The sequence below is a fragment of the Peptoniphilus olsenii genome (assembly GCF_040545475.1).
GTDB classification, from domain to species: Bacteria; Bacillota; Clostridia; order Tissierellales; family Peptoniphilaceae; genus Peptoniphilus_A; species Peptoniphilus_A olsenii.
In genome coordinates, this window is record NZ_JBEPMA010000008.1 from 37429 (window position 1) to 57954 (window position 20526).

A 20526-nucleotide genomic window follows, 5' to 3' on the forward strand; every position below is an offset into this window, starting at 1 on the left:
TTCCATCCTTTATTAATTCCCTTCCAATATAATATCTACAATTCTACTTAGATCATCTTCATTGTAGTATTCAATCTCAATTTTTCCTGTTTTTCCTTTTTCTTTAAAAAGTACTTTTGTACCCAATTTTGAAGATAAATCATCGCGCACTTTTTCCATAAAAATATCTAATTTTTTCTCTTTAGATACATTCTTTTTCTTATTATTGTTAACTGGCAAAGCCTCTTTTACTATCTTGACAGCTTTTTTATACTGCTCATCGCCATCTTTAATTGATAACAAATTTTTACCATGAGATGGACTTATTTCACCATTTTCAAGGAGTTTTAAGACTCTTGGGTCTAAATTTAAAAGTCTTAGTGTATTGCCAATATATTGTCTACTTTTCCCAATCTCGTCAGCTAACTCTTTTTGAGTTAGATTTTGAGCATCTAAAATATGCCTGTAACTCATCGCTTCTTCTACAGGGTTTAAATCTTTTCTTTGTATATTTTCTATTATGGAAAGTCTATCAGATATATCATCAGAAATATCTTTATTAATTGCAGGAACAGATGTAATCCCTGCTTTTTTTGCTGCTCTAAAACGTCTTTCTCCAGCAATTATTACAAATTTATCTCCAACACTTCTTAATAAAAGTGGCTGAATTATTCCATACTTTTCTATAGATTTTGATAATTCTTCAATTTCCTTTTCATCAAACTTCTTTCGTGGTTGATCTTCATTTGGAATTATTTTATCAATATCTATTTCTAAAAGTTTATTGCTATCATCTTCAATTACTTCTCTTATTTTATCGCTAGAGGACAAAAAGTTTCCTATTCCTCTACCTAGACTCTTTTTTTTAGTCATTTATTTCACCTATGATTTCTTCTGCCAAACTAAGATAGGCTTTCGCACCTTTTGAATTTTTATCGTACTCAAATATATTCATGCCAAAACTTGGTGCTTCAGCTAGTCTTACATTTCTAGGAATAACACTTCTAAATACCTTATCTTTGAAAAAGCTTTTCACTTCATCTACAACTTGTAATGACAGATTTGTTCTACCATCAAACATACACATAACTACGCCCAAAATACTCAAATCTTTATTGAAATTTTCTCGCACCAAAGTTATTGTATCCATTAATTGTGAAACACCTTCAAGTGCATAATATTCACACTGCACAGGTATCAAGATTTTATCACTAGCTACCAAGCTCATCATTGATAATATCCCAAGTGAAGGGGGCGAGTCTATTATTACAAAATCATAATTATCTTTAACTTGATCTAATACCTCTTTTAAATCAAATTGCCAATCTCCTCTTTGAGCAAGTTCAATCTCAACACCCGCAAATTCTCCACTTGCTGGAATAATGTCCAATTTTTGGGTCTTTGTATTATATATTGAGTCTTTGTTTTTATCTATAAGAAAATCATAAATCATATTATCAAATTCAAAAAGTCCCAGTCCTGATGTGGAGTTTCCTTGTGGATCCATATCGACAACTAGAACTTTCTTATTTTTTAAAACCAGTGCAGCTGCTAAGTTAACTACTGTTGTAGTCTTGCCTACACCGCCTTTTTGATTAAAAACTGTTAATACAACGGACATCTTTTACCTCATTTCTATATATATAATGATATCATGTTTGTGAGCATTTTAAAATATGTAATCAGAAATATATATTTTAATTATGCTCCACGTGGAGCACTTACAATAAAAAAATGCTCCACGTAGAGCATTTTTTTAGAAGGCTCTACATAGAGCATTTTGTTTACAGTGGCTTTTTACGTGGCTTCCCGCCACCTCTAGGATATTTTTTGTTAGTGTTTTTTACCTTTTTTATGACAATTAAATAATGTTCTATATCATTTGGTAGTGGAACTTTAATAGTTTCTTGTACTTCTGCACCCATTATTTTTATTGCATTTTGTGCATCTTTAATTTCTTCTATATATTCAGGTCCTTTTTGTGAAATGAAATACCCGCCGACCTTTACAAAACCAAGTGCATATTCAGACAAGGTTCTAAGGTTTGCCACAGCTCTAGATATAGCAATATCATATTGTTCTCTATAAATAGGATTTCGAGCTATTTCCTCTGCTCTTGCATGAATTGCTTCTATTTGCTTTAGATTGAATTTTTCAATTACTTGATTTAAAAAATCAATTCTCTTTTTAAGTGAATCGAGAAGTGTTATATCTAAAGTTTTATCATATAATTTTAATGGGATCCCTGGAAACCCCGCACCTGCCCCAATATCAATAATTTTTTTATTCTCATCAATTAAATTAGTTCGGAATATTGAAAGGCTATCTAAAAAATGTTTGACATTAAATTCATCTTCTTCAGTAATTCTAGTTAAATTAGTGTGTTCATTGTAATCTAACAAGAACTTCTTAAATTCCTCAAATTCTTTAATGTTTTCAGTTTTTAAATTATACTCGTTAAAATAATCAACTAATTTCATTTTTTCTCCTCTTGTGTTCCAAATATATCAGCAATACATTTATATCCGCTGGTGAAACACCTGTTATTCTAGATGCTTGTCCTATGGATTCAGGCCTTATATCTGAAAGTTTTTCTTTGGCTTCAAGTCTTAATCCTTCAATACTATTATAATCTAAATCTTTTGAAAGACTTTTGTTTTCAAGCTTTTTAAATTGTCTGATTTGTATTTCTTGCTTATTTATATAGCCTTCGTATTTTATTTCTATTTCTACATTTCTTATTATATCATCTCTAATTTCTGGTCTCTCTGAATCAAAAACCTCCAACTTTTTATAATCCAGTTCAGGTCTCTTTATTAATTCATATATAGATGATACATTTGTTAAGCTAGTAGAACCAAGTTCTTTTAAAGCTTTATTATTATCTGAAGTTGGTGTTATTTTTACTTTCTTAATTCTAGCTATTTCTTTTTCTATTTCATTTTTACGATATAGATAACCATCATATCTTTTATCATCAACAAGTCCAATATCTCTGCCCAACTGTGTGAGTCTAAGGTCCGCATTGTCTTGACGCAAAGTCAATCTATATTCAGCACGTGAAGTCATCATTCTGTATGGCTCTTTGCTACCCTTAGTTACTAAATCGTCAATTAAAACCCCAATATATGCCTCAGATCTATCTAATATTAAAGGGTCTTTTCCTTTAATTTTTAACGCTGCATTCATACCTGCAATTATTCCTTGACCCGCAGCTTCTTCATATCCACTTGAACCGTTTATTTGACCAGCAAAAAACATTCCTTTATAATCCATATGTTCTAAAGACCTTGTTAGAAGTGTGGCATCTATAGCATCATATTCTATGGCATAGGCCGGTCTTAATATTCTACAATTTTCAAGTCCAATAATCTCTTTATAAAATTGTTGTTGAATCTCAACTGGTAGCGATGATGAAACCCCTTGAATATACATCTCATCTGTAGTTAGGCCCTCAGGTTCAATAAAAACTTGATGGGAATCTCTGTCAGCAAATCTCATGACTTTATCTTCAATAGAAGGACAATATCTAGGCCCTTTGCCCTCTATATCACCAAGTGCAAGTGCAGATCTCTCGATATTATCTCTTATAATTTCATGGCATTTAGCAGTTGTATAAGTTAGATAACATAATTCTTGTTTTTTATTTAAATCTTTATCTATGTTGTCAAAAGAAAAAGGTACCACTTTTTCATCGCCGCATTGTTCAGTCATTGTTGAGTAATCAATTGATTTTCGTAGAACTCTAGCTGGTGTTCCTGTTTTTAATCGGCGAAGTTTCATTCCAAAATCTTCTTCTAATGATTTAGATAAATGATTAGCTGGCCCAAACCCACTAGGACCTGAAGAGTAATTAACTTCTCCCATAAATACTCTAGCTCTCAAATATGTTCCTGTGCAAAGAATGACAGTTTTTGTATTGTATTCAGCTCCATTTCTTGTCAAAACACCCGTTATTTGATTGTTTTCTTTCAATATTTTGATAGCTTCATCTTCAACTAAATACAAATTTTCTTCATTCTCTAGGACTCTTTTCATAACCTCATGATATTTTCTCTTATCCGCTTGTACTCTAAGTGAATGTACTGCTGGTCCTTTTGAAGTATTTAACATCCTAGATTGTATAAAAGTCTTATCAATAACTTTTGCCATTTCGCCACCTAATGCGTCAATCTCACGCACTAGATGACCTTTTCCAGTTCCTCCAATATTTGGATTACAGCTCATTTCAGCGATTGAATTTAAATTTATACACAAAAGCAAAGTCTTGGCACCAAGTCTTGCAGCAGCAAGTGCAGCTTCACTTCCAGCATGACCTGCACCGACTACAATTGTGTCAAAATCTCCTGCTTCATAATATTTTATTTCTGCCATTATAACCTACTTCCCTATACAAAATTCAGAAAATACACGATCTAATATATCTTCAGTTGTAATTACACCTGTGATTTCTGAAATATGATTTATTACATTTTCAAGATCAACTGCTATTAAATCGAGAAATACTTTTTCATCAATACCATTTTTAACAGCTTCTAAATCTTTTCTTGCTTCTTTTAAAGCATTTATATGTCTGATATTAGATAAAACTCCATCTGACGATATTTGAATTTTCCCATCAAAAAACATGTCTTTAATCAAATTTTCTATTTCTCTTATAGATTGATTTTCCATAACAGAAAGTTTTAAATAATCTTTGCCAAAATACTTTTCTATATCTTCATCACTAATTTTTTGAATTAGATCATCTTTATTCAAAATAGTGATGTGTTTTTTATCCTTAATTAATTTGAGTATTTCTTTATCATCGTTGTCGAATTCTCTTGAAATATCAAATATCGCTATAATAAGATCCGCATCTTTCATTTTATCTTTAGCAATAGAGACACCAATTTTCTCAACTTCATCTTCTGTTTCTCTAATGCCAGCTGTATCAGTTATCTTCAACAAAACACCATCAAGATTAATATAATCCTCTATTACATCTCTAGTCGTTCCAGCAATATCAGTAACTATTGCTCTATCGTATCTTAACAAACCATTTAAAAGAGAAGATTTGCCCACATTAGGCTTGCCTAAAATAACTGTATTTATACCATCTCTAAGAAGCCTAGAATTTTTAGAGTTTTCAAGTAAATTGTCGATTTTTGAAATAATCTCCTCATATCTCTTATCCAATTCATCATATGTTGCATCTTCAATTTCATCATCTGGAAAGTCGATATTTGCAACAATTAGTGCTTGCATAGATATAACTTTATCTTGAAGAGCACTCAGGACGCTACTTAAAGAGCCACCTAACTGATTTAAACCGATATCAAAGGAAATATCTGTTTTTGATTTTATCATATCAATTACAGCTTCAGCTTGAGTTAGGTCAATTCTTCCATTTAAGAATCCTCTTTTAGTAAATTCTCCTCTTTCAGCTAATCTAGCTCCTTTGGATAAAATTAAATTGAGTATTCTTTTTACAGCCACAACTCCACCATGACAGTGAACTTCTACAATATCTTCCGCCGTATATGAATGTGGTCCAAGCATTTTAACGACTAAAACCTCATCAATAACCTTGTCTTCATCAAATATATGTCCATATACAAACTTTCTATTTTCAACATCTTTAATCTTTTTTTTGTTTTTTGCAACAAAAATTTCATCTATAATATTAATACTGTCTTCACCACTAAGTCTAACAATGGCAATACCTGCTTCACCAATTGCAGTAGAAATAGCGGCAATAGTATCGTTTAAATTTTGCATAAAATCATTCCTTTTAAAACCAAATAAATACTTCTTTCATCTATAATACTACATTTATCTTAAACAAAAAAGAAGGCCTTTAAATAAATTAAAAGCCTTAAAATTTAGTATTTTCTTTCTTTTTGAATTACCACTTTTCTGAAAGGATCTTTGCCTTCAGAATGAGTTATAACTCCTTCAAAATCTTGAAGTGAAGTGTGGATGATTTTTCTCTCATAAGCATTCATTGGTTCAAGTCTTACTGCTCTGCCAGTTTTTATAACTTTATTGGCAAGCTTTTGTGCAAGTTCTTGTAAAGTTTTCTTTCTCTTTTGTCTATATCCACTTGTATCCAATGTAACTCTAATATATCTTGAAGATTTTTTATTGACTATCAAATTTAATATATATTGGATAGAATCAAGAGTGACACCTCTTTTACCTATCAATATACCTAGTTTATTTTCGTCACCAAGTACATTAACACTTAGTGTATTTCCCTCTAAACTAGCATCAATCTCATTATTCAGTTCAAAAGTGTCAAGAATTTTTTTCATAAATTCTGTTGCAGTCTCAATTATAACTTGATCTTCAGAGATATCATCATTTATTTCTTTTAAGTCTTCACTTTCTTCATGAAAAACATTATTTTCGATTTCAGGTTCAATTTCTTGAACTTTCTCCTGGCTCTTCTCTGGTTCAATATCTTCGTTAAATATTTCATTTAAGATGCTTTTAGTATCATCAATTTTTCTAGAAACTTTTACAGTGGCATCCTTGGAACCAATAATTCCCAAAAATCCCTTTTGTGCCTCTTCAAGGACTTCAATAATAGCATCATCTTCAGTAATATTTAACTCAATTAGAGCCTCTCTTACTGCTTCATCTACGGTTTTTCCCGTCTTAATTACATAATTCATTATCTTTCATTAACCTCTTCAACTTCATCTTTAACAATCTTATTAGTTATCAGTTGTTGAACAATGGCAAATAGATTCGAAACTGTCCAATAAATTACAAGACCTGCTGCAAAATTTTTACCCATCATAAAAATCAGAATAGGCATAACTATCATCATACTCTTCATCATAGACTGAGCCTGATCTGCTCCTGCACCTTGAGTCGCTGGGTTTTTCATAGAAATAAAACTCATTAAAAAAGTACTCACAGCAGCCACAAGAGGCATAATTAAAGTAGTATCAGGATTATCCAAATTAGAAATATGGAAAAAGTTTTTGCTCATAGCCTCGTATACACCTGGATCTGTAAAAGCGTATCTTTGTGGATATAAAAATACTCTATAGAAAGCCATCAAAATTACAAGAGTTAAAATCATAGGCAGACATCCTGCACTCATTTTATAATTTGACTCTTTATATAACTTTTGTTGTTTAGCCGCCAAAGTTTGTGGATCGTTCTTATACTTTCTTTGCAACTCCATAATCTGTGGTTGAAGCTTAGCAAGCTTCTTTTGATTTTTAGTTTGTGAAATATTAAGGGGCAATATAAGTATTTTTATTATAATTGTAGCAATAATAATTGATAGTGCTAAAAAAGATATGCTTTCTGGCTCTTGGGGAATAGTCCCTGCAAGTAAATTGTAAATCAGCCTTACGAAACTACCTAATAAAGAACTAATTAAACTCATTAATCGTTTCCTCCAATTCTAAATGAGAGGATCGTAACCACCATCATGAAAAGGATGACACTTTAAAAGACGCTTTATAGTCAAATAGCTTCCCTTAAAAAATCCGTACTTTTCATAGGCTTCATAACTATATTGTGAACACGTGGGTGTGAATCTGCAATGACTTCCAGGAAGTAAATATCTAGAAATTACTTTTTGATAAAAACGTATCAAAAGCATACAAATTCTTTTCATCTTTTTACCTTCTTTTGTCTTTTTAAGACATTAAAAAAAGAGTATCTGAGATCATAAAATTCAGCCTCACAGGCTCCTTTTTTGACAACAAAAACATAGTCATATCCATCTTTTATTTTGTCATAATTTTCTCTATATAGATGTTTTAACCTTCTTTTTACAAAATTTCTTTTTACAGCATTTCCTACTTTTTTAGTAGTTGTAATACCTACTCTGGGGTAGGTCATGTTATTTTTCTTTGTAAACAAAGTTAAATATTTAGACCCGGAAATATTCTTTGCCGAGTAGACCCTTTGAAATTCACTATTTTTCTTTAAATAACAATCCTTCATTTTTAAATTTATGCCGATAATTTCTTTCTACCTTTTCTTCTTCTAGCACTGATAACTGCTCTACCTGATTTAGTTCTCATTCTTGAACGAAAACCATGTTCTCTTTTTCTTTGTCTGTTTTTTGGTTGGTATGTTCTTTTCACTATTTTCACCTCATTTCATCTTTACTATTTTATTGACAAAAACCCACATTGTCAAGACTTTAAGCTGATTTTTCAAAATTTTATCTATTATATATAGTATTGATAGTAAAATCTATTCAAAATTAGACAATTAATATCTCCATAATCAATAATACATTTAAAAATCAAAATAAATATAAAATATTTAATTATCACTTTAAATCACCATCTGTTGATAAGTTGAGCCTTATTTGTTAAAATATATGTGGATAAATTTTATATGTATGTCGATAAAAATAAAACTGTTTATAAATAAAACTATTAACAATCTGTTGATAAATTGTTGGTAAGTTTATTTTTATTTTTTAAATTTGGAAGTTTTAATAGTTTTTAAAAGCTTTTTATAAACAATAACCAAATTTTAAAATGTTTATATCTTTTTATCAACAGTTTATTAACAAATGTTGATAACTTTATACATATTAATTTTTAAACAATTCAAAATTGTTAATAAAGGAGGAAATATGGATCAAAAACTTTCCACTATGTGGGAATCATTCTTAAAAGAATTGGAAAAAAAATCCATGTCTCAAGTTACTTACTCTACTTGGTTTTCTAGGATGCTACCTAAATCAGTAGACTATGATAATAAAAGTATTGTAATTACAGTTCCTTCTCAGTTTATAAGAGATTATCTTGCCAATAACAAAAGGCATTTTGACCTTGTAGTTTCTGCCTTAAAAGACGTTACTGGAATAGAATTTGAAGTCACTATTATATCTGAGGCTGAAGCAGAAAATATGACACCAGGCTCATTTTCTAATAAGTCTTTTTTAAATTCAACAAGGTTAAATCCAAAATACACTTTTGAAACTTTTGTAGTAGGTAAGAGTAATGAATTTGCTCATGCTGCAGCCCTTGCTGTAGCTGAAAATTACGAAAACCCACGCAACGCATTTTCAAACCCACTCTTTATATATGGGGGAGTAGGTCTTGGAAAAACTCACTTAATGCAGGCTATTGGTCACTTTGTAATAGGTCAAGATCCTACAAAGAAAATACTATATGTTACAAGTGAACAATTTACAAACGAACTTATTAATTCTATACAAACAAATAAGAATGAAGAATTTAGACATAAGTACAGAAAAGTTGATTTACTGTTAATTGACGATATTCAATTTATAGCCGATAAGGATAGAACTCAAGAGGAGTTTTTTCATACATTTAATGAACTTCACGAACAAAATAAACAAATAGTTCTTACATCAGATAAACCACCAAAAGAAATAAAATCTCTTGAAGAGAGGCTGGTATCTAGGTTTGCATGGGGATTAGTAGTAGATATTTCTGCACCAGATTTAGAAACAAGGATTGCTATTCTCAGAAATAAAGCTGATTCTGAAGGTTTTGAGGTATCAGACGATGTTATGAATTTTATTGCAGAAAATGTGAGAAGTAATATTAGAGAACTAGAGGGAGCATTATCAAAGGTAATGGCTTATTCTAAACTCACTGATGCTGACATATCAGTAGATAGTGCAGCCATAGTACTTAGAGATATTTATGAAACTAAGGCCAAAAAGAAGGTTACGGGCGAATATATTAAATCCGTTATTTCAAAAAAATATGGTATTTCAATAGAAGATATTAATTCCAAAAAAAGAACAAAAGCTATTGCTTATCCAAGGCAAATAGCCATGTATATAACTAGAGAACTCACTGATTTAAGCCTCCCTAAAATAGGAGATGTATTTGGTGGACGTGATCACTCAACTGTTATTCATGCTTATGACAAGATAGAAAAAGATATGGAAAATGATCCTGTATTTAAAATAGAAATAACTAATTTGATTAAAGAAATTAAGTCATAGTGGATAACTATCGAATTATCAAAAGTTATCCACATTTTATCAAGATTAATAAATTATGATTATTAAATCTTGTGAGGACTTATCCACAAATCAACAGCCCCTACTATTATTACTATTTAATATACTATTTTCTAGGAGGAAAAATGAAAATACGAATAAATAGAAAAGAACTGGCTAAGCATATTCAAATAGTTCAAAAAGCAATTTCTGCTAGAACAACTATGCAAATATTAGAAGGTATTATGCTAAAAGCTGAAAATAACACTTTAACTCTTACAGCTACAGATACTGAAATCAGCATAAGAACAAAACTTTCATGTATAGTTGAAGAAGAAGGACAATTAGTTATACATTCGAGACTATTTGGAGATATTGTCAGAAAACTAAATAATGATTTAATAGATATAAAAGTTGAAAATTATAATATGAATTTAAGATGTGGCGAATCAATATTTAATATTAGTACGCAAAATGCAGAAGATTATCCTGATTTACCACGTATTGACGAATATAAAAAGCTGACTATGTCTGCTAGTGAAATTAAAAATATTGTCAAAAAAACTACTTTTGCTGTTTCACAAGATGAAACTCGAATAATATTTACAGGTGTTTTGATGGACATTAAAAAAGACTACATTAATTTTGTAGCTCTTGACGGATTCAGAATGGCTATTCAAAAGATAGAAAAAGAAGTGGATTTTGAAACATCTATTATTATTCCATCGAGATCTTTAAATGAACTTGTAAAAATTCTTGAAGATGATTACGATGTAGAAATCCATATTTCTAGAAATAATATTGTATTTTCTTTCAATAATACAGTATTTTATTCAACACTTTTAAGTGGAGAGTTTTTTAACTATAATGGACTACTGCGTGATAATCACGATATAACTTGTGATGTAAAAAAATCTGAGTTTCAATCAGCAGTTGAAAGAGCTTCACTTTTAGCTAGAGAGGATAGAGCAAATCTTATTAAATTAAATATTGAAGATAGTTCTATTGAAATAAAGAGTAATTCTGAAATTGGAGATGTTTTTGAAAAAGTTCAAACGTCTAATGTAAATGAAAATTTAAAAATAGCTTTTAACTCTAAATATATATTAGATGGTGTTAAAATATTAGAAAATGAAGATATTCTTCTAAATTTTACAGATTCTGTGAATCCTTTAATTATTACAGAATCTGAAGATGACTCATATATTTATTTAGTTTTACCAGTAAGGTTGGCGGGATAAATGGAAAGACAAATTATCAATATAGACACTGAATTTATAAAACTAGATTCTCTTTTAAAGTTTGCAGGTCTTTGTGATACTGGCGGAATGGCTAAAAATGTAATAAAAGATGAACTCGTAAAAGTTAATGGCGAAATTGAAACTAGAAGAGGACGCAAACTCTATCCAAATGATGAAGTCGAGTTTTATGGAAATGTAGTTGTAATTGGTGAAAAATGAGACTGGAGTTTCTAAAGCTTCTAAATTTTAGAAATTATAAGAATCTCGTGTTTAATCCAGACGAGAATATAAATATTTTATATGGACTCAACGCTTCTGGTAAAACAAATTTGATTGAAGCTATTTATATGTCTGTAAAATCTACAAGTTATAGAAATACTAAAGACAATGAACTTATTAATTTAGATGAAAATAAATCTAGTATTATTTCTAGATACATGAATAAAGAATATAAGGACGATTATAGAATTGAGATATTCAATAATCAAAATAAAAAACTATATATAAACGATGAAAAAGTGAATTCTAAAGAATATCGAAAATCTAGATTTGCAGTCCTTTTTAGCCCAAATGACTTAAATATGATAAAATATTCACCTAGGGATAGGCGGAAATTTCTAGATGAAATACTTTCAAATTTAGAACCTTCTTATGATTATTATTATCAAAGATATAGGAAAATTTTATTTGAAAGAAATAAACTCTTAAAAATTAAGATGGATAAAAATTTATTAGATATTTACAACAGAGAACTTGCTGTAAATGGGACTAAAATAATTGTAATGAGGCTAAAAGCTATAAAAAAATTAAATGAATTTGCAAAATATCATTATAAAAACATTGCAGGCGACGATTTAAATATAACTTATCTTTCTACTGTACCAGTAGTACTTGATGAAGAACTTTTAAAGAAAAACTATCTGAATCTTTTAAACTCAACTTTTACAGTTGATATGGAAAAAAGATATACAACTGTGGGCCCGCATAGAGATGACTTGGATTTTAAAATAAACAAACTTTCATCAAAAATATATGGTTCTCAAGGAGAACAGAGAAGTATTGTACTTAGTCTTAAGCTATCAGAGACGGATTTGATAAAAAGTCTATATAATGAATATCCAATTCTTTTATTAGATGATGTATTTTCGGAGATAGATTTTAATAGAAGAAGATATTTTATATATTCTCTCAAAAACACACAGACATTTATCACTACTACAGAGGTAAATAAATATTTACAAAATATAGATGCAAAATTTTTCCAAATAAGTAATGGAAAAATTATAAATTAGAATAGGAGAAAACATGGCAAACACTGAAAGACATTATGGTGCTAGCGATATCCAGGTTTTAGAGGGGCTTGAGCCTGTTAGAAAAAGACCAGGGATGTATATTGGTTCAACAGGACCTAAAGGACTACACCATTTAGTTTATGAAGTTGTAGACAACTCAATAGATGAGGCACTTGCAGGTATCTGCGACCATATTATTATTAAAATAGATGAAGATGGCTATGTCGAAATTTCAGATAATGGTTCGGGAATACCAGTAGAAAAGCACCCTCAAACAGGAAAATCAACAGTAGAAACTGTTCTTACTATACTTCATGCTGGGGGTAAATTTGACAATGGAGCTTACAAAGTAAGTGGTGGGCTTCATGGTGTAGGTGTTTCTGTAGTAAATGCACTTTCAACAAAGCTTGTTGCTACAATTAAAAGAGATGGAAAAATTTACCAACAAGAATTTTCAAGAGGACATGCTACTAGTGAATTAAAAATCATTGGAGATGTTAAAAAAACTGACACAGGTACAACTATTTATTTTGAACCTGATCCTGAAATTTTTGAAACAGTAGAATTTTCTTTTGAAACTCTGTCTAAAAGATTTAGAGAAATGGCCTTTTTAAATAAAGGAATTAAAATTGAATTTATAGACAAAAGACATAAAAAACAAGAAGTTTATTATTATGAAGGTGGTATAAAATCTTTCGTTGAATTTATCAATGAGAAGAAAAAACCAATTCATGATGAAATTATATATATTGAAAAAGTAAAAGAAGAAACAGCAATTGAAATTGCCATTCAATATACTGACTCTTATAGTGAGGTAGTACTTAGTTTTGCCAATAATATAAATACCGAAGAAGGTGGAACACATCTTTCAGGCTTTAGATCGGCACTAACACGTACTTTAAATGACTATGGGCGTAAAAATAATATAATCAAAGAAAAAGAAGAAAACTTATCTGGAGAAGATGTTAGAGAAGGTATGACAGCTGTAATAAGTGTCAAACTTCCTGATCCACAATTTGAAGGACAAACTAAAGCTAAGCTTGGAAACTCTGAAACAAGAGGAGTAGTGGATTCTGTTTTATCAGAAGAATTGGCAGTATTTTTAGAAGAAAATCCTAAAATTGGAAAGAAAATCTTAGAAAAATCACTTTCAGCAAGACGTGCAAGAGAAGCTGCAAGACGTGCTAGAGATTTGACTAGAAAGAAAAACAATCTCGAAAGTATGACTCTTCCTGGCAAACTCACAGACTGTCAAAATGATGACCCTGAAAGAAATGAAATATTTATAGTCGAAGGTAATTCAGCAGGCGGTTCTGCAAAAGATGGACGTGATTCAGCTTATCAAGCAATTTTACCACTTAGAGGTAAGATTATGAATGTTGAAAAAGCAAGACTTGATAGAATATTAAATTCATCTGAAATTCGAGCTATGATTACTGCATTTGGAACAGGAATTGGCGAAGAGTTTGACATTTCAAAACTGAGATACAATAAAATTATAATCATGACCGATGCTGATGTGGATGGTGCCCATATAATGACACTGCTTTTAACTTTCTTCTTTAGATATATGAGACCATTAATAGAAGAAGGGCATGTATATGTTGCACAAGCACCACTTTATGGTATCGAAAAAGGCAATAAGATTTTGAGATATTGCCACAATGATAAAGAGCTAAGACTTGCTCTTGAAGAATATAAAAGTGATAAAGTAAATATCAAAAGATACAAAGGGCTTGGAGAAATGAACGAAGAGCAACTTTGGGAAACAACTATGAATCCTGATAATAGGTTACTGCTCAAAGTAAATATTGACGATTTGCAACAAGCTGATGAAACATTCGACATTTTAATGGGTTCAGAAGTAGAACCAAGACGTGATTTCATCTCAGAAAATGCAGAATATGCAGATTTTGTGGATGCATAGGAGGATCTTATGAGTGAAGACAAATTTATAGAAGCGGGGATACTCGACGTAGATATTGATAAAAAGATGAGATCTTCTTATCTTGATTATTCAATGTCTGTTATTGTAGCTAGAGCATTACCTGATGTACGTGATGGGTTAAAACCTGTTCACAGGAGAATTTTATACGGAATGCAAGGACTTGGTCTATCGCCAGGTGGTAGTTATAGAAAATCAGCAAGACTTGTTGGGGATGTTATGGGTAAATATCACCCTCATGGTGACTCCTCAATTTATGAAGCTACTGTAAGACTTGCACAGAGTTTTAATACTAGATATACACTTGTAGATGGTCAAGGAAACTTTGGTAATATAGATGGTGACGATGCAGCGGCAATGCGTTATACAGAAGTTAAAATGACAAGACTTGCCGAAGAAATGCTGCGCGATATTAACAAAGATACAGTTGATTTCAAACCGAACTTTGACGAAAATGAAAAAGAGCCAGTGATACTTCCATCTAGATTTCCAAATTTATTGGTAAATGGTTCTAGTGGTATAGCTGTAGGTATGGCAACCAATATGGCTCCTCACAATATGAATGAAGCCATAGATGGAATTATTGCATACATTGACAATGATGAAATTAATATAGATGAATTAAATGAAATAATAAAAGGACCAGACTTTCCAACTGGTGCTCAAATTATGGGCACAGATGGAATCAAAAAAGCTTATAAAACAGGTAGAGGAAAGCTTACAGTAAGAGCAATTGCTGAAATTGAAAATGTAACTAAACAAAAACAACAAATAATAGTTACAGAACTTCCTTATCAAGTTAATAAATCAAATTTAATTATTAAAATTGCAGAACTTGCCAAAAATAAAGTTATTGAAGGTATATCAAACATAACTGACTCATCAAATAGAAATGGTATCAAAATAATAATTGATTTAAAAAGAGATGCAAATGCAAATGTGGTTTTAAATAAACTGTATAGAAATACTCAAATGCAAATAACATTTGGTATTATAAATCTTGCTCTTGTAAATGAAAAACCAGAGATATTAAACTTAAAAGATTTAATTAGACATTATGTAGATCACCAAGTTGAAGTTGTAACAAGAAGAACAAAATTTGATTTAGATAAAGCTGAAAAAAGAGCTCATATTGTTGAAGGTCTTTTCATAGCTCTTGACAATATAGATAGAATTATTCAAATTGTCAGAAGTTCTAAAGATGACGACGAAGTCAAGAAAAAATTTAAAAAAGAATTTGACTTGACAGATTTACAGTCACAGGCAATTCTTGATATGAGAATTAGGAGACTCACTGGATTAGAACGTGAAAAACTAGATGCTGAGTATAAAAAATTAATTAAAGATATCAAGAGATTTAGAGAAATCCTAGAGAATAATGATGTTTTGATGAACTTAATAAAAGAAGAGCTTACAGAAATAAAAGAAAAATATGGCGATTTGAGAAGAACAATAATATCTCCAAGTGCAACAGATATTGAAATGAGAGATATAATTAAAAAAGAAGATGTTGTAATAACTCTAACTCAATTTGGCTATATCAAGAGAATGAGTGAAGGAACATACAAACCACAAAAACGTGGTGGAAGGGGTATATCTTCTGGTAATATGCGTGAGGATGACTTTGTAAAAGAATTATTTGTAACATCAACTCACGATATAATACTGTTCTTTACAACTCTTGGAAATGTATTTAGACTAAATGCATACGAAATACCTAAGGACTCGAGGGCTTCTAGGGGAACTGCACTTGTAAATCTATTACAACTTCAATCTGATGAAAAAGTTACATCTATAATACCTGTAGAAAAATACGATCCAGATATGAATTTTGTAATGGTTACAGAAAAGGGATTAATCAAAAGAACTTCTGCTAAAGAATATAAAAATATAAGAAAATCAGGTATAATATCTATAAACCTCAATGATGGAGATAGACTAATAGGAGTTCATTTAACTCACGACAAACAAGAAGTTATGCTAGTGACAAGAAACGGCATGTCAATAAGATTTAATGAAGAACAAGTTAGAAAAAGTGGTAGAAATACAATGGGAGTTAAATCCATTGAACTGGATGATGACGATGTTGTGGTTTCATCTGCTATTGTAAAAGATGACGAATATCTATTGGTAGTTTCTGAATGTGGTTATGGAAAGCTGACAGAGATTTCAAAATACAGACCTCAAAATAGAGCAGGTAAAGGTGTTTTGACATACAAAGTTACCCAAAAAACTGGTAAAGTTGCAGCTGCAAGTGTGGTAGATAAACAAGACGATGTCATGATTATCGCCGATTCTGGTATAATTATAAGAATTTTAACTGACGATATTTCATTGCAGGGAAGAAATACATCCGGTGTAAAACTTATGAATTTAAAAGATTCAAAAGTAGTTTCTGTAGCGAAATATATAGGTGACTAGGAGGAATCAAATGAATTTTAAACTTGAAACGAAAAATACTGCAGATTTTTTAATATTATATCCAATTGGGGAACTAGACGTATACAATACTGGTGCGTTTAAAGAAAAAGCCCTCAAAGCATATAATGAAGATAAAAAGAATATCTTATTCGACTGCAAAGACTTAAAATATTTAGATTCAACTGGGCTTGGTTCTTTGATGTTCATACTAAAGAATATCAAAGAAAATGGTCACAAAATAGTTATAGAAAACTTAAATAGTTCAATTATGAAACTATTTAAAATAACTCAATTAGACGAAGTATTTGAAATTAGGGGGTAGTATGGATACACTAAGATATCAATTACCAAATGATGCTTTGTACTTTTCTACAGTAAGGCTTATGACTACAGGTATTTTAAACACATTAAATAGAAATATCGAAGAAATAGAAGATATTAAAATGGCTGTCACAGAGTCTTTGAATATTTGTCTAAATTTGAAAAAAAATGATGTAATAAATCTTGTTTTTGAAATTGAAGAAGAATCTCTAAAAATAAAAGTTTCAGAAATTTCAGAAGATGAATTAAATTCTTGTGAAAAACTCTCTCTTGCAAAAACTATAATCGATTATCTTGTAGATAATTCATATTTTGAAGAAAATACTTTAGTACTCGTAAAAGAGCTTTAGGTTTAATTATGAATTTAAAAAAATATAACGATTTAGATAGAAGGCTTACAAAAGAAGAGAGAAAAGAACTTTTTAGAGAATATTACGAAGAAAAAGACCAAGAAATACGAGATATTTTAATTGAAGAGCATCTATATATTGCAGAGATTTTATCAAAAAAGTATACAAATAGAGGAATCGACTATGACGATATATTTCAAATAGCGTCTATTGGTCTTATATATGCAATTGAGAGATTTGATCCAACAAAAGGATTTGAATTTTCATCTTTTGCAACACCTACAATAATTGGTGAGATTAAAAAATATTTTAGAGATAATGGTTGGACAATTAGAGTTCCACGTAGAATACAAGAACTATCCAAAAAAATTGCCAATGCAACAACAACTCTATCTCAAAAATATCAAAAAACACCTACAATTGAAGATATAGCAGAATTTTTGGGCTCAACTCCCGAAGAAATAATGGAAGCTATGGAAGCATCAAAAGTTTATACACCACAATCATTAGATGTAACATATGAGAGTGGCAGCGAAAATGAATTTAGCTTGGCTGATTTGATAGGTGAAGATGAATCTTACTTTGATAAAATAGAAACAAATGACTTTTTCAAAAAAGCTATGAAAAATTTAGATGATGTAGAAAAGAAAATATTATTAGACAGATATTTCAATAAGAGAACTCAAGTTGCGATTGCCAAGGAGTTAAATATTTCTCAAATGACAGTTTCAAGAATTGAGAAAAAAGTTTTAGGGAAGATGAAAAAAGAAATAAGTAAAAGTATGGAGGTATAATGAATAGAAAAAAATATCTTGTGGGGCTTTTGAGGATAGTAAATATATTTGAAATAATAGTATCCATAATGCTTATTGCAGGAGTGATTTTTGCAGTACCCGATATAGTAAAATACTATTTTCAAATAATTCAGTCTGATGAATTAGCTTCATATGAATTATTTCAACATTTTCTATCTCATGTTCTTCTACTAGTTATAGCTATAGAATTTGTCGTTCTTATGATTGCTCATACAGACTCAAATATCATTCATCTGATTATGCTTGTGATTTCAAGAAAAATGCTAGTATATTCAGATACTATGCTTGATTTATTAGTAGCTGTAGTAGCTATTGCTATATTATTTGCAGTCAGAAAATTTTTAGTTACAAGTGTTACAGAAGATGGAGTGCTAGAGCACGCAACTGAATTTTCTGCCTCTACCTCAATACAAAAATTAAACGCCAAATACGATCTAGACATAAATGGGGGCAAATCAACTACACTTGGTGGTTATGTATTTAGCTTATTAGAAGAAGCGAGAGAAGAACCGGATATAGGTGTAATTGTCGAAGATGGCACTTACCTTTTCCAAATATTAAGAGCAAGTGGTGGCGTTATAGAAACTGTATCAATCGAACGAATTGAAAATAAAAAAGAAGAAAAATCAAAAGAATAATAGGTCTGTAATTTTACAGACCTTTAATATTATTAAGTTGGTGAATTATGAAAAAATACATAATGTCTTTTGACGCAGGCACAACATCTGCAAGGACAATAATATTTGATAAACATGGAAATCCAGTATCTTCAGCACAAAAAGAGCTTTTGAGATTTTTTCCAAAACCAGGATATGTAGAAGAAGACCCTGAAGATTTGTGGTCAAAACAGCTTGGAACAGCAGTAGAAGCGATGAGTAAAGTTAATATTGACCCAGAAGAGATTGCTGCAATTGGAATAACAAATCAAAGAGAGACGACAATAGTATGGAATAAAAAAACTAAAGAACCAATTTATAACGCAATAGTTTGGCAGTGCAAGAGAACTTCAAATTATTGCGAAGAACTCAAAAGACAAGGATTAGAAGAAAAAATAAAAGACAAAACAGGTCTTGTAATTGATCCATACTTTTCTGCAACCAAAATAAAATGGATACTAGATAATGTAGAAGGAGCTCGTGAAATGGCAAAAAGAGGTGAGCTCTTATTTGGAACAGTTGACACATATTTAATTTATAATCTCACTGATGGAAAAGTACATATGACAGATTATACAAATGCTTCCAGAACAATGCTATTTAATATTCACACACTTGATTGGGACGAAGAACTGTTAAAGCTTTTTGATATACCAAAAAGTATGCTCCCTGAAATAAAAAATTCCAGTGAAGTGTATGGTAAATCAAAATCTAAATATTTAGGATGTGAAATAAAAATAGCAGCAGCAATAGGTGACCAACAGTCGTCACTATTTGGCACAGCATCCTTTGAAAAATCGATGGGAAAATCAACATTTGGCACTGGTGCATTCCTTCTTATGAATACTGGAGATGAAATAATAAAATCAAACTCTGGGCTTGTTAGCACAGTAGCTTGGTCTATTGATGGGAAAGTGACATATGCTCTTGAAGGTTCAATTTTTGAGGCGGGGTCATGTATTAATTATTTGCGAGATAATTTGAGGATATTAGACCAAGCTGATGACTCTGAATATATGGCGACAAAAGTAGAGGATACAAATGATTGCTACTTTATACCAGCATTTACAGGATTAGGTGCACCTTATTGGGATCAAAAAGCAAGAGGAACTATAGTTGGCATAACTGGATCTGTAAATAAATATCATATAATTAGAGCTGCACTGGAGTCAATTGCTTATCTGTCTACAGATGTCATAAATGCTATGGAAAAAGACTTAGGATTTAAAATAAAATCTCTAAAAGTAGATGGTGGCATGAGCAAGAATGATTTCTTGATGGGTTTTTTGGCAGATATGATAGATACAGTAGTATGTAGACCAAAAATAGTTGAACTCACATCACTTGGAGCTTGCTATATGGCGGGATTAGCTGTTGGTTTTTGGAAAAGTACTCAAGAGATAAAAGAAAATACTGAAATAGATAAAGAGTTTTATCCAGATATATCTCAAAGTGAACGTAAAAAGAAATTAGAAAGATGGCATGAGGCAGTTAAATATTCAATGAATTGGGCAAAATGAATAATTATTTATATATTAAAATGGATAAGAATAGATTATT

The 20526-nt window shown here is 30.6% G+C and carries 21 protein-coding genes; 11 read left to right on the forward strand and 10 right to left on the reverse strand.

The annotated features are described in order from the left end of the window. Nucleotides 1-12: 12 nt before the first annotated feature. The 10 genes from ABID14_RS06870 to rpmH all read right to left on the reverse strand — a co-directional run bounded on the left by ABID14_RS06870 (nt 13) and on the right by rpmH (nt 8075). Nucleotides 13-852, reverse strand: coding sequence for a ParB/RepB/Spo0J family partition protein (locus ABID14_RS06870; RefSeq protein WP_354368485.1), 840 nt, complete (start codon nt 850-852; stop codon nt 13-15). Beyond that, nucleotides 845-1600: a ParA family protein gene (locus ABID14_RS06875; RefSeq protein ID WP_354368487.1), complete on the reverse strand. Its 756-nt coding sequence runs from the start codon at nt 1598-1600 to the stop codon at nt 845-847. Before ABID14_RS06875 ends, ABID14_RS06870 begins: the two co-directional genes overlap by 8 nt. A 163-nt stretch (nt 1601-1763) precedes the next feature. After that, on the reverse strand, nt 1764-2459 hold the full coding sequence (gene rsmG, locus ABID14_RS06880) for a 16S rRNA (guanine(527)-N(7))-methyltransferase RsmG (protein WP_354368489.1): 696 nt from the start codon (nt 2457-2459) through the stop codon (nt 1764-1766). Beyond that, nucleotides 2446-4353 (reverse strand): tRNA uridine-5-carboxymethylaminomethyl(34) synthesis enzyme MnmG, encoded by a 1908-nt coding sequence (gene mnmG, locus ABID14_RS06885; RefSeq protein WP_354368491.1) that lies wholly within the window; start codon nt 4351-4353, stop codon nt 2446-2448. Before mnmG ends, rsmG begins: the two co-directional genes overlap by 14 nt. 6 nt (nt 4354-4359) lie before the next feature. After that, on the reverse strand, nt 4360-5739 hold the full coding sequence (mnmE, locus tag ABID14_RS06890; RefSeq protein WP_354368493.1) for a tRNA uridine-5-carboxymethylaminomethyl(34) synthesis GTPase MnmE: 1380 nt from the start codon (nt 5737-5739) through the stop codon (nt 4360-4362). A 104-nt stretch (nt 5740-5843) separates the two neighbouring features. After that, nucleotides 5844-6638 (reverse strand): RNA-binding cell elongation regulator Jag/EloR, encoded by a 795-nt coding sequence (jag, locus tag ABID14_RS06895; RefSeq protein WP_354368495.1) that lies wholly within the window; start codon nt 6636-6638, stop codon nt 5844-5846. Next, nucleotides 6638-7366 (reverse strand): YidC/Oxa1 family membrane protein insertase, encoded by a 729-nt coding sequence (locus tag ABID14_RS06900; RefSeq protein ID WP_354368497.1) that lies wholly within the window; start codon nt 7364-7366, stop codon nt 6638-6640. The genes jag and ABID14_RS06900 overlap by 1 nt, the downstream gene beginning before the upstream one ends. A gap of 18 nt (nt 7367-7384) precedes the next feature. Further along, nucleotides 7385-7600 (reverse strand): membrane protein insertion efficiency factor YidD, encoded by a 216-nt coding sequence (gene yidD / locus ABID14_RS06905; protein ID WP_354368499.1) that lies wholly within the window; start codon nt 7598-7600, stop codon nt 7385-7387. Then, a complete protein-coding gene (gene rnpA, locus ABID14_RS06910) occupies nt 7597-7932 on the reverse strand; it encodes a ribonuclease P protein component (protein WP_354368501.1) in 336 nt (111 codons plus the stop codon). Before rnpA ends, yidD begins: the two co-directional genes overlap by 4 nt. Before the next feature lie 8 nt (nt 7933-7940). Continuing rightward, a complete protein-coding gene (gene rpmH / locus ABID14_RS06915) occupies nt 7941-8075 on the reverse strand; it encodes a 50S ribosomal protein L34 (protein ID WP_435529957.1) in 135 nt (44 codons plus the stop codon). A gap of 503 nt (nt 8076-8578) precedes the next feature. Here rpmH and dnaA point away from each other — a divergent pair. The 11 genes from dnaA to glpK all read left to right on the forward strand — a co-directional run bounded on the left by dnaA (nt 8579) and on the right by glpK (nt 20486). Continuing rightward, nucleotides 8579-9928 carry a chromosomal replication initiator protein DnaA gene (dnaA, locus tag ABID14_RS06920; RefSeq protein ID WP_354368503.1) on the forward strand — a complete coding sequence of 450 codons (1350 nt, stop codon included), beginning with the start codon at nt 8579-8581 and terminating at the stop codon, nt 9926-9928. Nucleotides 9929-10071: 143 nt separating this feature from the next. Beyond that, nucleotides 10072-11166: a DNA polymerase III subunit beta gene (gene dnaN / locus ABID14_RS06925; protein WP_354368505.1), complete on the forward strand. Its 1095-nt coding sequence runs from the start codon at nt 10072-10074 to the stop codon at nt 11164-11166. After that, nucleotides 11167-11385 (forward strand): S4 domain-containing protein YaaA, encoded by a 219-nt coding sequence (gene yaaA, locus ABID14_RS06930; protein ID WP_354368507.1) that lies wholly within the window; start codon nt 11167-11169, stop codon nt 11383-11385. Beyond that, nucleotides 11382-12458 (forward strand): DNA replication/repair protein RecF, encoded by a 1077-nt coding sequence (gene recF, locus ABID14_RS06935; protein WP_354368509.1) that lies wholly within the window; start codon nt 11382-11384, stop codon nt 12456-12458. The genes yaaA and recF overlap by 4 nt, the downstream gene beginning before the upstream one ends. A 13-nt stretch (nt 12459-12471) precedes the next feature. Beyond that, on the forward strand, nt 12472-14385 hold the full coding sequence (gene gyrB, locus ABID14_RS06940) for a DNA topoisomerase (ATP-hydrolyzing) subunit B (protein ID WP_354368511.1): 1914 nt from the start codon (nt 12472-12474) through the stop codon (nt 14383-14385). A gap of 9 nt (nt 14386-14394) precedes the next feature. Further along, on the forward strand, nt 14395-16824 hold the full coding sequence (gyrA, locus tag ABID14_RS06945; protein WP_354368512.1) for a DNA gyrase subunit A: 2430 nt from the start codon (nt 14395-14397) through the stop codon (nt 16822-16824). Nucleotides 16825-16834: 10 nt separating this feature from the next. Next, complete coding sequence (locus ABID14_RS06950; protein WP_354368514.1) at nt 16835-17146, forward strand: STAS domain-containing protein; 312 nt, start codon at nt 16835-16837, stop codon at nt 17144-17146. Nucleotide 17147: 1 nt separating this feature from the next. Then, a complete protein-coding gene (locus ABID14_RS06955) occupies nt 17148-17495 on the forward strand; it encodes an ATP-binding protein (RefSeq protein WP_354368516.1) in 348 nt (115 codons plus the stop codon). A gap of 8 nt (nt 17496-17503) precedes the next feature. Next, nucleotides 17504-18289 (forward strand): SigB/SigF/SigG family RNA polymerase sigma factor, encoded by a 786-nt coding sequence (locus ABID14_RS06960; protein ID WP_354368518.1) that lies wholly within the window; start codon nt 17504-17506, stop codon nt 18287-18289. Then, nucleotides 18289-18948 (forward strand): HlyC/CorC family transporter associated domain-containing protein, encoded by a 660-nt coding sequence (locus tag ABID14_RS06965; protein WP_354368520.1) that lies wholly within the window; start codon nt 18289-18291, stop codon nt 18946-18948. The genes ABID14_RS06960 and ABID14_RS06965 overlap by 1 nt, the downstream gene beginning before the upstream one ends. Before the next feature lie 47 nt (nt 18949-18995). After that, nucleotides 18996-20486: a glycerol kinase GlpK gene (glpK, locus tag ABID14_RS06970; RefSeq protein WP_354368522.1), complete on the forward strand. Its 1491-nt coding sequence runs from the start codon at nt 18996-18998 to the stop codon at nt 20484-20486. Nucleotides 20487-20526 lie beyond the last annotated feature (40 nt).